A 15549-nucleotide genomic window follows, 5' to 3' on the forward strand; every position below is an offset into this window, starting at 1 on the left:
TCTACTTTTGTGGTGTCAACTTGTAAGCAACTTTTTCTTCATCGCTTAGAGTGACAAAAGTTGTTGCACTTCTCAGGAAGGTTGTACCATCAGCAATACGGACGATATCATCGTTGTATGCAATGATAGGCAATGGTGGTCTCAATCTCATGCGATCCTGATAAACCATAATAGGTTCTTTTGCAGACATTGCACTACGAATTTCAGTGTCCGTTTTCAACTCTCTTACAGTTGAGGACTGAGGTGTTTCAATCATATACAAACCTCCATCAATTTATTAAGGCAAACGGTAGCAACAGGTGAATCGTGCAGCAACTTGAGAAATCCAGCATTAGAGTTACTAGGATGCCCCAACTATGTAGAAATCATTCAATATAAGGAAATAGGGTACTACATAAGTTAGAACTTACAAACAGTTTCTCCGCGCAGTATGATGCAAGTAATTCAATACTGTGATAGGGAGGAGAACATCATATGCAAATTCCATTTAGTCAGCTTTTTATGAGAAAAATCATCAGTGCTTCAATAGCAAGCTTCTTATTCTCCATCATCTACGCATGGTTGGAACCAGATCTCTTCAATGTGAAGAATATTGAATCCATCGGTGCCCACATTCACGAGGCATTAAGCATAACTAATATTTACTTGATGTATGCTGCACCAGCTATTTACATCTACGGAACAGCGACCTCTCTACTTAGTGATTGGATTGCACGTGCAGTAACTCATCGCCAATGGCTACGACTGATTATCACGACCTTATTGCATGGTATATTCGGGTTAATATTAATGTATATCAGCCTTTTAGCAGCCGTCATCTTCTTAATCTCCGATTCTCTCATTGCATTAATTCGAAAAAAACCACTCACCAAAGAAATCACTCTTACAAGTCTAATTCTACCTCTTGCCTTATGGATTGCGACCCTTATTTATAGCAATATTACGGGATAAAGTCAACCTCGCCGAATAGGAGATAGGAGGAGCTGGCCATAAGGCGGCTCTTTTTTCTGTTTGTGGCAGAGTTAATTTATCCCGCAACCTTTCTTTTGAAATGACGTCTTATTATATGGTGTAAGGGAAAATAAGGAAAACAAAAGTGAGGTTACACATAAATATGATTCGAATTAATCGCTTGTTCATGATAGTAAGAAGAACACTTCTCGTCATCCTACTCCTCATTCTGCTGCCGTATTATATCCAGGATTGGCTGTCGGACAGTAGTAGAGGAATTAATGATCCGATAAAAGCAGTTAGTGCGGACGGCGAGTTCACGAAATTGAAGATTGGCAAGACGATGAAAATTGACGAAAGTACATTCACTGTGGATGAAGTCTACGTGACAACGGAGCATATCCTACTGACTTATACGTATCATACCAATCAAAAGATTTCGTGGTCTTTTCCCTCAATGACCCTCAAACTCGAGACTCCTGATGGTCAAGTGTTAGAAAGTCATAGCTCTGGTTCCAACGGTACCAGCTGGGGGGAACGAGGTTATATTTGGTACGACATGCCTGAGCAACCAGTTGAGTCAGCAACGATAATATACGATCATTATGACCGGCATTTCACCTTAGAGATCCCTCTTATGAAGGGAGTGGAGTAACATGAAGAAACACACAATCATTACAATGATAGAATGGATAGTTGTTATTTTCCTAATTTGGTTATTTATCCATGCTGACATCTTTCCGACTGGAAGTCGTACCCCTGAAAAGGCACATCAACTCTCGGAGCAAGGCTTTCATTATGGCCCATCGAATGTTGTTCGTAAGGTAACAGTCCCTTTCGATAAGGATCAAGTCATTTTCCTCGGGACATACAAAGATTGGTTTTCAGCGGACATGGTCCAAAAGAAACGGGGAGGATGGTTCCCGAGTGGTGGGGTTGCTGGTATTAAGATTGATCGTAGCAAAGCGCTCTCCTATAGCTGGGAAAGCATTAATTCGAAGGATAGCTATTTTATGACCTATAAAATATTTGGATATGTTACCGATGAACAAATTACCCGAATTGAACTAACCATGAAGGAAAAAGATACGGACAATCTGACGACAATAACTCAAGATATAAAGAGTGATAGAATGTTTTTATTTATTTTCAAAGGGGATTACGCAGGCAATCCAATGAAATCACTTCGAGGGATGGATCAAGCAGGCAAGGTTCGTTATGAAGAACAGCTCTATTAATAAAATCAGATAATCTCGTATTTTTTAGAGCGTGTTCGTTCGCCATCGGCGTTCGAATGCGCTATTTTTGTTATTTTTAGGGTATAAAAGGAGTCGAAAAATATGGTATCACTTGTTTATGGGGTGATAATCTTTTCTTTATTAGGTTGTGATAACCGCACTGATCGAAGAGAATGGGAACCACAACCGTTGAAGGGAGGTTAATTGTTCAATCACTAGCGAAGCAGCTTAGACAGCATCCCAGAATCCAGCCACCAATGCATTCACGCCACCCAATCGAGAAGGAGAAGTGAACATTCATGCGCAGTACGGGAATGATAAACAAACCGCTATTTATCCTCTTCATGAGCTTTATACTGGCCCTTGGTAGTATGCCGCTTGCGAACCGTTCGGTTGCGGCTGCAACGGCATTCAGCAATGTCTCTATGAACACCTCGACACCAGCTTTGTACGACAAATTGGAAATATCCTTTAACTTAAGCACCACTTATACAAATCCTTTCAATCCGGATGAGGTCAATGTAACCGCGACGTTCACGACGCCTTCGGGAGCAGTGGAGTCCGTACCGGGCTTCTATAAGTCGGACTCTTCGCCCAAATGGGCTGTCCGTTATTCCCCACGCCAGGCAGGCGTACATAGTGTTGTGCTGAGCGTCACTGACGCAAGTGGAACTGGGACATCCTCGATGTACACCTTTACAGCAGGTGGAGCAGGCAACAATCGCGGCTTCATGACGGCACAAGGTGATCGTTTCGTAGACAGCTATGGCTCCCAGCTCACCCTGCTCGGAACGAACTTCGCTTGGAATAATACATCGGACTCGACAGCAGTCACGACAGAGATTCCAAATTTGCTGCCAGCCAAAATGAACTTCCTCCGTGTCTGGTATTCGTGCTGGTGGAGCAGCTTTGCAGCAGAGTGGGGACCAATCACGGCTAATGAAGCCGGATTGTCAATCAACTATGCTGGTATTGGTAAGTATCAGCTGGATAATCAGGCTCGTATGGATCAAATGCTAGACACTGCCGCAGCGAATAATGTGTATATCATGCTGACGATGAACAGCTTTGGCGATATGTATTACCAATGGAACGTAAATGCCTATAACCAAGCGAACGGAGGGCCGTCCACCTACTCGGAGAACAACGCCGACTTCTGGACCAATCCAACAGCGATCTCATATCAGAAAAAACTTCTCCGGTATATGTTCGCCCGCTTCGGCTATAGCCGAGCACTTGGCATGCTGGAGTACTGGAATGAGTCCGACAACCGCGTTGATACTACGCCTGCAATCCGTGCCAGCTGGCATGCGACCATGGATAACTACTGGAAGTCCTTAGACTTCTACCATCACCCGACAACAACAAGCTTTGCTTGGAAAGACCATGCAGGTTCGGGGCAGCAATCGTGGGAAACCCTAACAACACTGAGCGCTACAAACGTCCATCGTTACGATTCCAGCGCAGGAGTTGTAGACGCTTGGGAAGAGCAGATTGATAACTTGCATACACTTGCGCCGGGCAAACCAGCTTTTATTGGGGAAGTCGGCAAAGCGGATACCGATCAAACGACGGATCCGACGATAGACGAATACATGCACAACTCGCTTTGGGGTCCAATATTCCGTGCAGGAGCAGCAGGCGGCAGTTTGTGGTGGATATTTGAAAGCGGTTTCGCACTGCCATCGAATTTCAAAGCCATCTATACGCAGCTCGCGAACTTCATCCAGCCAGAGGAAGACCATTTGATCAACATGCCGTTCGTGGACTACGGTCTGCAGTCGAACAGCACGAAGATCGGTGGATTTAAGGACAATTCCCGCGCGTACCTCTGGATTAATGATACACAGGCTAATCACACCGTAACGAATCCAAGAACGGTAAGCGGTATGAGCTTTACCATTCCTATGCCTAACAATTACTACAACGTCTCTTACTATAATACGTATACAGGCACTTATGGTACAACAAGCAGCGTTCAAGCGACTGGCGGCAATCTAGTATTGAACAATGTACCATCCTTCAGCCGTGATATCGCGGTGAAGATCGAATGTGAAGGATGTAATGCACCGGATACGACAGCACCAACAGCACCAACGAATCTGACTTCGCCTTCGAAGACAGATACGACAGTGAATCTGTCCTGGTCGCCTTCTATGGACAATGTTCGTGTAACGGATTATGATGTTTATCGCGGTTCAACGAAGATCGGCTCCACTGGAGGCGCGACAACATATACAGCGACTGGTCTAACAGCAAACACGGCTTACAGCTTTACGGTAAAAGCCAAAGACAATGCTGGTAACGTATCCTCGGCAAGCAGCACACTTAATGTGACGACCAATCCGCCGGATACGACAGCTCCATCGGCACCTGCAGGATTAACTTCACCATCCAAACTGGACATTTCAGTGAATCTCGCATGGACAGCATCGACAGATAATGTAGGTGTAACTGCCTATGATATTTACCGGAATGGTAATCTAGCGGGTACGGTTAGCGGTACTTCAACAACGTATACAGATAGCGGTCTGACACCGCTCACTGCTTATTCCTACTATGTGAAAGCAAGGGATGCGCGTAATAATACATCCTCAGCAAGCGGCACGATTAGTGTCACGACTCTTGCACCGATTCCAGTCAACAAGCTGCAGAACCCAAGCTTTGATACAAGTAATAGTAACAACAAGCCGGATGCTTGGACCTGTGAAAATGATTATTTCTGCTCTCGTGACACTTCAGTTAAGCGCAGTGGCACGGCTTCGATGAAGATGTCGGGTGATACAGGACCATGGCTTGGCTTCTATCAGGATGCTGCAGCAACAGCAGGTACAGCCTATACTTTCGATGGCTACTATAATGCAGCAGCCAATAACGGTACGACGATAGAGTTCAGACTTCGATTCCTGGATGCTTCGAACAACATCCTGCAGGATAACCTGCTGTATACGCATACAGGTACAAATACCGGCTTTGCCAATGTAAATGGATCGCGTACAGCGCCAGCAAACACGGCAAAAGCACGCGTATATATTTACATGAAAGATCTCAAAGGCTCCCTGTACTTCGATGACTTCTCGTTGACGGATGGAAGCGGTGGCACAGTCGATACGACAGCACCTACGGCGCCTACTGGATTAACTTCACCATCGAAAACATCCACAACAGTTAACTTGTCATGGACAGCATCGACAGATAATGTAGGTGTAACTGGCTATGATATCTATCAAGGTTCGACGCTTATTGGTTCCACGACAGGAGCAACAACTTACCAAGCAACGGGCCTCGCAGCATCAACAGCGTATAGCTTTACGGTTAAAGCGAAGGATGCTGCAGGCAATACCTCTGCAGCCAGCAGCGCGCTGAACGTAACAACGAATGCGGCGGCGGACACAACAGCACCAACAGCGCCAACGGGCTTAACATCACCTTCTAAATCAACAACTACGGTTAATCTGTCGTGGACAGCATCAACAGACAATGTAGGAGTTACTGGCTATGATATCTACAGAGGTACGACACTGGCAGGATCCACAACAGGTGCAACATCCTACCAAGTAACAGGCCTAACGGCAAACACAGCTTACAGCTTTACTGTCATAGCGAAGGATGCTGCAGGTAATGTATCAGCGGCGAGCAGTGCGCTGAACGTAACAACGAATGCGGCGGTGGACACAACAGCACCAACAGCGCCAACGGGCTTAACTGCGCCATCTAAATCAACAACTACGGTTAATCTGTCGTGGACAGCATCAACAGACAATGTAGGAGTTACTGGCTATGATATCTACAGAGGTACGACACTGGCAGGATCCACAACAGGTGCAACATCCTACCAAGTAACAGGCCTAACGGCAAACACAGCTTACAGCTTTACAGTCAAAGCGAAGGACGCTGCAGGAAACGTCTCTTCAGCAAGTACTGCACTTAATGTCACTACTGATGCTGCTTCGGGAGGCAGTAACCTGCTGACAAACGCCGGCTTCGAGACGGACAATGGCAGCAATCGCCCAGCTTCATGGACATACGAACAGGATTATTACGTATCCCGTAATACTTCAACTTATCGTTCTGGCTCCGCGTCTATTCGGATCAACGGCGATACGGGTCCTTGGTTCGGCTGGTATCAGGATGTGAATGCAACGGCAGGCACATCATATACCTTTGACGGGTATGTGAATATCACGTCCAACACGGGCAGCACACTGCAGTTCAAAGTACAATTCCTTGATGCATCGGGCAATGTATTAGCTGACAATACAGTTTCAACTTACAGCGGTACAACAACTTCCGGCTTCGAGAATGTACATGGTACGTATACAGCACCGGCCAATACGGCTAAGGTACGCGTCTATACGTATTTCAAAGACATGCGCGGCACGTTCTTCTTCGACGATTATTCATTGACGAGCAACTAAATAAGTGGATAGAAGGAAGAAGCGGTCCCGTTGTGGGGCCGCTTTTTCACATAACATATAGTTTTCGTTAATATAGGATCAAAATAGCATAACTATAATTATTTTTTATTCTCTATGATCTGGCTATAAATGGTAAGATGGTAATAAAGTGTTATTACAAGAGGAGAGTAAGTCTAATGGACAATACAATAGATGTAAATTTAATAGAAGTAGACATCGTTTCTTTGCAAGCAGCTATGGAAACAGGTGTGTTATCGTCGGAATCTTGCGTTCGCTGGTATTTGGACCGAATCGAGCAGTTAAATCCGATGCTGAAAGCAGTTCTAGAAGTTAACCCGGATGCAATAGAGGTAGCAAGGGCGCTAGACGCGGAGCGGGAGAAGCAGGGAACCCGTGGACCACTGCACGGCATCCCGATCTTGCTTAAAGACAATATTGATACAGGTGACCGTATGCATACTAGTGCAGGTTCGGTCGCTCTTGCGGAACATTACGCTCCGAAAGATTCAGGTGTAGCTGCACAACTAAGAGCTGCGGGAGCTGTCTTCCTCGGGAAGGCAAACATGACGGAATGGGCCAATTATATGTCCTATAAGATGTGGGCAGGGTATAGCTCTAGAGGCGGACTTACACTGAATCCTTACGGTCCTGGTGAGTTGTTCGTAGGTGGCTCGAGTTCTGGCTCTGGTGCAGCAGTTGCCGCGAATTTGTGCGCAGCCTCTATCGGAACAGAGACCTCTGGTTCAATTATCAACCCATCCTCACAAAATAACATTGTTGGTATTAAGCCGACAATTGGGCTTGTCAGTCGAACAGGTATTATCCCTATTACGCAAAGTCAAGATTCCGCTGGTCCAATGACAAGATCGGTAAGGGACGCTGCAATTTTGCTCGGAGCCATGACGGAGATTGATTCAGAAGATGCTGCCATGCAAGATAGCAGGCGAATAGCGTATAAGGATTATACCCCTTTCTTGGATGCAAAAGGTTTGGAAGGTGCGCGAATTGGCGTTCCGCGTCACTATTTTCAAGGACTGGACGAAGCAAGGACCGCGATAATAGAGCAGGCGATCGCTTTGTTTAAGGAACAAGGTGCTGTCGTGATCGACCCGGTATCATTGCCTTGCGAAAGTGCAAAGTGGGACTGGGATGTTATGCAGTTCGAGTTCAAAAAAGGGTTAAATGATTATTTAAAAAACGCTGGACCCGGCGCATCTGTAAGGACTTTAGATGAACTCATCGCCTATAACGAAGCAAATAGCGATATCGCGTTGAAATATGGTCAAGGCACACTGATTTTCTCGAATAGGACAAGTGGTACATTGTCTGAACCGGAGTACTTCGAGAGTTTACGACTTAACCACGAGTTTTCAAGGGAACAAGGCATTGACCATGCGATACGGGAATATCAACTGGATGCACTGTTGTTTCTGGGCAATGAGGATGGGCTCGATTTGTCTGCACGCGCAGGATACCCTGCCATTACCGTGCCGGGCGGATACGCGGAAACAGGCATCATAGCCGCAGGTGGCTACACAACAAAAGGACCGCAAGGTATCACATTCGTTGGAACTGCCTACAGTGAGCCTGTGCTTTTCCGATTAGCCTATGCTTACGAGCAAGCGAGTAAATACCGTTATGCACCGGCTGATCCGATAACTAATTGATTGATTTATCTGGAAGTACTTTTTATGATGTGAAGTAATTTAAAACTTGTATGTGACTGGCGAACTTGGAGATCCATGAGGAAGCATATAAGCTACGGCCGTACGAATGGGCAGAGGTAAGGGGATTATCCCCTTACCTCTTTATGTTTACCCGAGAGGAGCAAGTGAAATGAAAACAGCACAAACCGAATTATTTGATAAACCATATCCCGGCAGGATGCTTATTACGGGGATGACTCCTTCTGGAACACATTATGTACAGGTGTATTGGATTATGGGCAGAAGCGCGAACAGTCGTAACCGTGTTTTTGAACGAGAGGAAAGCAGCGTCATGAACCAAGCATTTGATCCCGCACAAATGGAAGATCCATCACTCATTATTTATTACCCTGTTCGTCATTGGGAGAACATGCATATTGTCTCGAATGGTGATCAAACGGATACGATCTATGAGGGGCTGCAGCATAATCGGACCTTCGAACAATCGTTAGTGCTCAGAGAGTTTGAGCCGGATGCGCCTCATTTTACCCCAAGAATTTCAGTTGTGATAAACACAGATCTTAAACAGTACGCTTTGTCGATACTAAAAACACATGATAACGACCCATCCGTTTGCTTACGACATAGTTATTCATATAATAATTTCAAAAGAGGCATTGGTCACTGCATTCACACCTATAATGGCGAGCAGGATGGTGTGTTGAAACCATTCGAAGGGGAACCATTCGAGGTGCCATTATTCGATTCTATTAATGAGATAGCAGACTACTACTGGGAACGTATTAATAAGGAAAATAAAATCTCGTTGTTGGTGAAGTTTATTGATGTATCTAGTCACGATATTCAATTCGAGTTTCGAAATAAGCTTACATAAGTAGGAGATGGCTGATGAAGAAAAAAGAAATTAGAGATTTAATCTATGTAAGCAAAAGCCAGCGTGAGGCGAATTGTTTTTATTCTTACGGGATAGAATTCTATGAATTTATGAATGGGGTATCGAATAGACCGGAGAATCTTATTTTACTAAAGCATGATTTTCATAACGAAAACTGGAATCAGCACTCCAGATTCGATTATGTAACAAAGGAAGAAATTAATGAACTGATCGAAGATAATGTTAATCGCTATGGAGATTTTGTATGGGTGGACTTCTCGAAAGAAGCGGATTTAGATACATTAAGCAGCAATGATATTGCGGAGTTATTGTTTTTCAGTCACCTTGCCAGACCACTTACTCGGATACCTAAAATTAGATTTGCCTATCATTCACATGATGATGGCTGGTTTAACAAGCTTTATGTGTCAGACTTAAAAGATTATGAGGATCTATTAGCCAATGTTATACCTGCGAAACTTCGTAAGTTAACGGGAAGAAAAATGAACGATATCCCTCAGGTTGTTGCATCAGCACTGTTGGAAAACACAAATGATGGTTTATTCATTGATTTATCAAGGCTAATAAAGAGTAGAGCTGAGTTGAAAATACCTATAACAACGATCGGCCATTTCACAGATATGGATAAGGTTTATGATTTTAGAGATGAAGTTAGGGAGTACAAGCTCTGGTTAGTCTACTCACAGAAATTATGGAAGCTAATAAAGGAAGATTAGGTTGAACTTTTTTTAATCCATTACGTCTAATGATCATAAAGGGATTTATGGAAAGTATTGGATTGTAGGAAAGGAGACTAATAAAATGAGAATGTATACAGATCCTAGAGGCGAAGCTTATAAGCAGCTCATTGATTTGGCAATACGTAATTCGGAGTGTTTTGTACTTGGGGAAAAGATGCCTGTTGATATGGCTGAGTGCAGGTGCATAAAGGTTTTAGAAGCGTTGGAGCCATATCTGATGAAAACAATCGTTATCGAAAATGGAAATATGGACGAAGTAATACGAATAAGAAATAGCTATAACAGTCATGCCTTTTATACTGCGGGAACTTATTATTTCTATAGATGCTGCGAAGGAAGCGGGAACCTGCTCAAGCAATTAGCAAACCGTTTCTCGGATTGGGTTTATCCAAATCTGCCGGAAGACTTGTGTTTCTTGAAAGATGGCGGGGGAGATTACCTCTATTCGGTTGTACATGAAGATATGTATGGCTTGGAGGTATCGGAGGAAGAAGCAATTGATTTGATGAATCGAATGACAGGGCTCTTTTTGAAAATAGAGGCTCACAAGGATCTGAATCGACTGCTGGATGATGCCATTAAGCATCAGACTGATAAGCTGTATATCAGTGGTTATAGACTAACAGAGCTGCCTGAGAGAATTCGAGAGCTTACAGAGCTTCGCGAACTGGAGATTTTTGAACAGGATCTTTATCGTCTGCCAGAAGGGCTGTTCGACTTAAGTAAGCTTGAGCATTTGAGAATCCTGACTGCTGATTTGGAGAGTATTCCCGCTTCTATAGCCAGGCTGAAGAACCTGAGACAGCTTTCCATCCATTGTGCAAGCTCGAATCGTCCAACTCCCGGCTATCGGGTGAAGCCTAAGGAAGAGATCGGCATAAATCACATCCCACCGGAGATTGGTGAGCTGGAACAGCTGGAACAGCTTACGATTCAATATACGTCGATCCATGAGCTGCCGCTTGAACTAGCAAAGCTGGAGAACCTGCAAGTCTTGGACATTGGAATGTGCTTGATTAAGAAGAAGCCGGATTTCCTAAAGGGAATGAAGCAGCTGAGATACATTAATGTGTCACAGGATTTATTTGGAGAACTGATAGAATCAGAATGAAGGTAATTACGCTAGTATATGACTCTTCCTACAAAGAAAAATTAATGACCGCTGGCAGCTGCCAGGAAGAGTATGAAGATCGGATAAATTAGAGATCTGGAAAAAATTATTTGTATTTTGCATAAGGGTTCCGTGTTAGATTTAAACAACTACATTACAGTAAAAAAGGTATTTTGTTTGTTTGGAGGATAAGATGAAAGTTTTCAAAGGGTTAATTAATGCACTGTTTTATAGTTTAGTTTTTCTTGTTTATTGGATTCAAATTTTCACATGGCTCTCAATCTTAATAGTCGATTTATTTCATGCCCATTTTAAATCTTTTGGTGTAATGGTAATCATAGGTGCTGTTGCGGCTTTATTATTCTGCTTTTTAATCCGATTTATAAGGAAGAGATACCCAATAATATTTAAGCTTTTATTCCTTCTTCATTTAGCTTTATTTTTGTATACGTTACATACGTTTTCCCACTTTGATGAACCTATAAAGACTCCGATAAATGCAGAAGTACAAGAGTGATATATTTGTGATTTGATTCAACATCTGGGAATTGGCTAATTATCTTGTATGTGTCATTATAAATTTGGACAAATTTCAAATTAATCTTGTCACAAATATGTTCCCTCAGTTGTCTTATTTGATATACAAACCAAAAACATAGTAGAGGGACCATTCAATGATCCGTAAATGAATGAATAGGGGGAAGTTTTTGATGACGAGTTTAATAGCTGATATAAAGATTCCCGATAGTAAAATAGCTATTGAAGCAGCTGAATTATTGCGTGAGCATGGCGACGACCTTCTGTGGAATCATTCAAACCGGGTATTTCTGTTTGCGGCTATGAAGGGTAATTTGAATCAAATGAAATACGATTCTGCTGAATTGCTTGATATCAGTTCACTTTTCCACGATATCGGCCTTACTCCCGCATTCCGAAGCACGGACAAACGCTTTGAGGTCGATGGGGCAAATGCTGCCCGCGATTTTCTTAAAAGTCACAACATCCCGGAAGATTCCATTCGGCTAGTATGGGATGCTGTTGCCCTTCATACTACTATCGGTATCGTCGAATATAAGGAAACCGAAGTCGCGCTTATGAATTTTGGAGTCGGTTATGATGTGGTTGGGAAGAACTTCGATCTCATATCAGCAGAAGCACGGCAGCAAGTCGTCGAGGCTTTTCCTCGCAACCAGTTTAAACAAAACATATTACATGCATTCTTGGAAGGCTTCAAACACAAACCGGAAACGACTTACGGCACGATTAACGCCGACGTATGCGAACTGCTTCTTCCGGGATATAAGCGGCCAAATTTTTGTCATCATGTACTTCATTCAAAATGGGATGAGTAACTTGATGTAGTAAAGCTGTAGTAAAGCTGTAGTAAAGTAAATGTTGAACGTTCATGAAGATCGGGCTAACTGCACGGTCTTTTTTTAATTCCACATCTAAATTCAGGCGATGTAAATCTAGTATGAAAAAGTGACTGATTTTTGCGGTATTTTGAGCCTCCCGGTTATGCTATAGTTGTCGCAATCAAGCTGAAAACTATAGAGGACGTGATATTTTTGATCGCAACAATCAATTTAGAGGGCATTTGGGAGTTCCAACTGGATGGAGAAAAACAGGGCTTCCAAAAGTCGTTGAACGATACAATCGCATTGCCAGGCACAACTTCGTATGCAAGGAAAGGTAAGCGCAACCAAGCCGCACATGAAGGCTCTCTTACGGATGAATATGAATTCGAAGGATGGGCTTGGTTTTCTCGTACTGTCGATATTCCTGAAGAGCTCGCAAGCTCAAATGTGATGTTGTACCTAGAGCGGACGCGTGTCACAACGGTATGGATCGATGGGGTAGAGCTTGGCACTCAAAATACCCTATGCGCGCCGCATCTATATAACGTAACGGGCCATTTGGCGAAAGGTGTCCATACGATCACTGTCCGGGTCGATAATACAAATTACCCGACAAAAGGTGGACATATGACATCGCGTGATACCCAGACCAATTGGAATGGTATTACAGGCCGGATGGAGCTGCAATTTTATAGAGCTGCCTATTTGGATGAAGTACGGACATTCCCTAATATCGCAGACCGGTCAGTCACCGTCAAAGCAAAGCTTATTGGAGCGTCTGAGGGTGTACTCAGCGTCTCGGCGGCTAGTGTGAACAGTACAAGCCAGCATGAGGCGGCAATGAGGACATATCCGGTCTCAGGCAGTGAGTTCGAATTCATCTATCCACTTGGAGAAGATGCGCTCCTTTGGAGCGAATGGGCGCCTAATCTGTATAAGCTGAAGCTTGAGCTTAAGCAGGCGGATGCAGTGACTGACGTTCACGAATCCCTATTGGGACTGCGCCAGTTCAAAGCAGAAGGCGGAGACTTTACGATAAATGGTGCGAAAACGTTCCTGCGTGGTAAGCATGACGGACTAATCTTCCCGTTAACAGGCTTTGCTCCAACCACAGTAGAAGAATGGCTTGAGGTTCTGGGTACCGCGAAGTCTTTCGGTATTAACCACTACCGGTTCCACACCTGCTGCCCGCCTGAAGCAGCCTTTGAAGCCGCAGATCGGCTTGGTATCTATATGGAGCCTGAACTGCCGTTCTGGGGAACGGTAACGGATGAAACCTACGAGAACCATAACGAGACGGAGCAGCAATATTTGATTCAGGAAGGCTATCGAATGCTGCAGGCGTTCGCTAACCATCCATCCTTTGTCATGATGTCGCTTGGTAACGAATTGTGGGGAAGCAAGGAACGGATTGACAATATTCTAAAAGGATACAAAGCTTACGACCACCGTCCATTGTATACGCAAGGCTCAAATAATTTTCAGTTTGTACCAGTCATTCTGGAGCATGAAGATTTCTATTGCGGCGTCCGGTTCTCGCGAGACCGGTTGATTCGGGGTTCCTATGCGATGTGCGATGCACCACTTGGTCATGTGCAGACAGGGCCGCAGGGCACTATGAAGGATTACGATGATGCAATCATTCCTCAGAGCTTGGATAGTGTTGACTCAGTAAATAAAGAAACAGACGGCGGCACCATCCAGATCCAATATGGCACAGAAGCTAAAACAGTGAAGGCCGATGCAGCAGAAGGAGAGTTAGTGCCACACATTCCTGTTGTCTCTCACGAGATCGGGCAGTTCCAAATCTACCCTGACTTCAATGAGATTACGAAGTATACCGGACCACTTAAAGCCCGCAACTTTGAAATGTTTAAGCAGCGTCTTGAGGAGAAAGGACTTGACCATTTGGCGGAAAAATATCATATCAGCTCAGGTCATCTGGCGGTCGAAAGCTATAAGGAGGAGCTTGAAGCGGCGTTCCGTTCGAAGCATTTGGCTGGCTTCCAACTGCTCGACCTCCAGGACTTCAGCGGGCAGGGGACAGCGCTCGTAGGCGTACTGGATGCCTTTATGGATTCGAAGGGTCTGATCTCGGCAGAGGAATGGCGTACGTTCTGTTCAGATGCGGTGCTGCTCGCAAGATTTCCAAAGTACAATTACTTGTCGGATGAGCGTTTCGAAGCTTCCGTCCAGCTCCGCTATCTTCGACCGGTGCCACTCAGCGGATTCAAGCTCCAATGGGAATTAAAAGCAGAAGACTTACCACTCGCAAGCGGTGAAGCAATTGCTTCCGTGTCTGGCTCGGGTGAATTTGTGGACATCTGCCAAATTGAATTCTCCATGCCGAGTGTATCCTCGATGACGAAGACAACGCTCCACTTGCGAATCGCTGGGACAGATATCCGGAAATCGTATGAACTTTGGATTTACCCTAACCACATAGAAGTTGATAAGAGTGGTGTATCGTTGTTCGAGGAACTGACAGATGAAGCTGCAGCATTACTTGAGCAGGGCGAACGTGTTGTCATCATGCCAAAGCTGAAGCAGCTTCAGAACACTATCGAAGGTACGTATTGCGTTGACTTCTGGTGTTATCCGATGTTCCGGTCCATCTCGGAAAGTATGAATAAGCCAGTGCCTGTTGGTACGATGGGGCTCCTGATCGATCATGAGCATCCGCTGTTTAAGTACTTCCCAAGCGAAATGCATTCTACAGAGCCATGGCGTCAGATTGTGGAGAACTCGCGCTCGATTATTCTCGACGGAACGGATAAAGAGCTTCAGCCAATGGTGCAAACCATCGATAATTTCGAACGAAACCATAAACTTGGTATGGTGTTCGAATGTCGCGTTGGAAACGGCAGCTTGCTTGTCTGCGTTCTCGATGCTGAGCAAGCGGGTGAGACGGTAGAAGGACGACAATTCCTGCACAGCATGTTCCATTATGTTAGATCGGATGATTTCCATCCGCAGGCAAACCTCGAGTTGTCCAAAGTACGGGAATTGCTCGCATAAACGATTATTATTATAGGAAAGACGCCTGTATCGGACTAGTCCGGAACAGGCGTCTTTTTGTAGCAATTCTAGTTCAATCGAATTGGGAACAAAGTCTAGTTTTTAGAAATCTTTTCATATTCATGCTTCAACGCACGGATTATCGAGTATTAT

At 44.4% G+C, this 15549-nt stretch carries 11 protein-coding genes and 1 riboswitch; of the genes, 10 read left to right on the plus strand and 1 reads right to left on the minus strand.

Annotation, left to right across the window (positions count from 1 at the left end):
- Window position 1 precedes the first annotated feature (1 nt).
- Window positions 2–256, minus strand: a complete 255-nt coding sequence (locus FHS17_RS04780; RefSeq protein ID WP_167275478.1) for a hypothetical protein — start codon at window positions 254–256, stop codon at window positions 2–4.
- Between the two features lie 218 nt (window positions 257–474).
- On the opposite strand from FHS17_RS04780, the gene FHS17_RS04785 reads away from it, so the two are divergent.
- The 10 genes from FHS17_RS04785 (at window position 475) to FHS17_RS04840 (ending at window position 15396) form a co-directional block, all read left to right on the plus strand.
- A complete protein-coding gene (locus FHS17_RS04785) occupies window positions 475–951 on the plus strand; it encodes a hypothetical protein (protein ID WP_167275482.1) in 477 nt (158 codons plus the stop codon).
- A gap of 163 nt (window positions 952–1114) precedes the next feature.
- A complete protein-coding gene (locus tag FHS17_RS04790; protein ID WP_167275487.1) occupies window positions 1115–1606 on the plus strand; it encodes a hypothetical protein in 492 nt (163 codons plus the stop codon).
- Window position 1607: 1 nt separating this feature from the next.
- Complete coding sequence (locus tag FHS17_RS04795; RefSeq protein ID WP_167275492.1) at window positions 1608–2189, plus strand: hypothetical protein; 582 nt, start codon at window positions 1608–1610, stop codon at window positions 2187–2189.
- A 299-nt stretch (window positions 2190–2488) separates the two neighbouring features.
- Window positions 2489–6607, plus strand: coding sequence for a fibronectin type III domain-containing protein (locus tag FHS17_RS31015; RefSeq protein WP_341805766.1), 4119 nt, complete (start codon window positions 2489–2491; stop codon window positions 6605–6607).
- A gap of 176 nt (window positions 6608–6783) precedes the next feature.
- A complete protein-coding gene (locus FHS17_RS04815) occupies window positions 6784–8274 on the plus strand; it encodes an amidase family protein (protein WP_167275496.1) in 1491 nt (496 codons plus the stop codon).
- A 42-nt stretch (window positions 8275–8316) separates the two neighbouring features.
- A riboswitch (ZMP/ZTP riboswitch) is annotated at window positions 8317–8393 on the plus strand.
- 50 nt (window positions 8394–8443) lie between these two features.
- Window positions 8444–9148 carry an IMP cyclohydrolase gene (locus FHS17_RS04820; protein WP_167275501.1) on the plus strand — a complete coding sequence of 235 codons (705 nt, stop codon included), beginning with the start codon at window positions 8444–8446 and terminating at the stop codon, window positions 9146–9148.
- A 14-nt stretch (window positions 9149–9162) separates the two neighbouring features.
- Window positions 9163–9885, plus strand: coding sequence for a hypothetical protein (locus FHS17_RS04825; protein WP_167275506.1), 723 nt, complete (start codon window positions 9163–9165; stop codon window positions 9883–9885).
- 85 nt (window positions 9886–9970) lie between these two features.
- A complete protein-coding gene (locus FHS17_RS04830; RefSeq protein WP_167275511.1) occupies window positions 9971–11020 on the plus strand; it encodes a leucine-rich repeat domain-containing protein in 1050 nt (349 codons plus the stop codon).
- Between the two features lie 710 nt (window positions 11021–11730).
- Window positions 11731–12372: an HD domain-containing protein gene (locus FHS17_RS04835; RefSeq protein ID WP_167275515.1), complete on the plus strand. Its 642-nt coding sequence runs from the start codon at window positions 11731–11733 to the stop codon at window positions 12370–12372.
- 207 nt (window positions 12373–12579) lie between these two features.
- On the plus strand, window positions 12580–15396 hold the full coding sequence (locus tag FHS17_RS04840; protein ID WP_415639899.1) for a glycoside hydrolase family 2 TIM barrel-domain containing protein: 2817 nt from the start codon (window positions 12580–12582) through the stop codon (window positions 15394–15396).
- Window positions 15397–15549: the final 153 nt, after the last annotated feature.

The organism is Paenibacillus lupini, assembly GCF_011761355.1.
Classification (GTDB): Bacteria; Bacillota; Bacilli; order Paenibacillales; family Paenibacillaceae; genus Pristimantibacillus; species Pristimantibacillus lupini.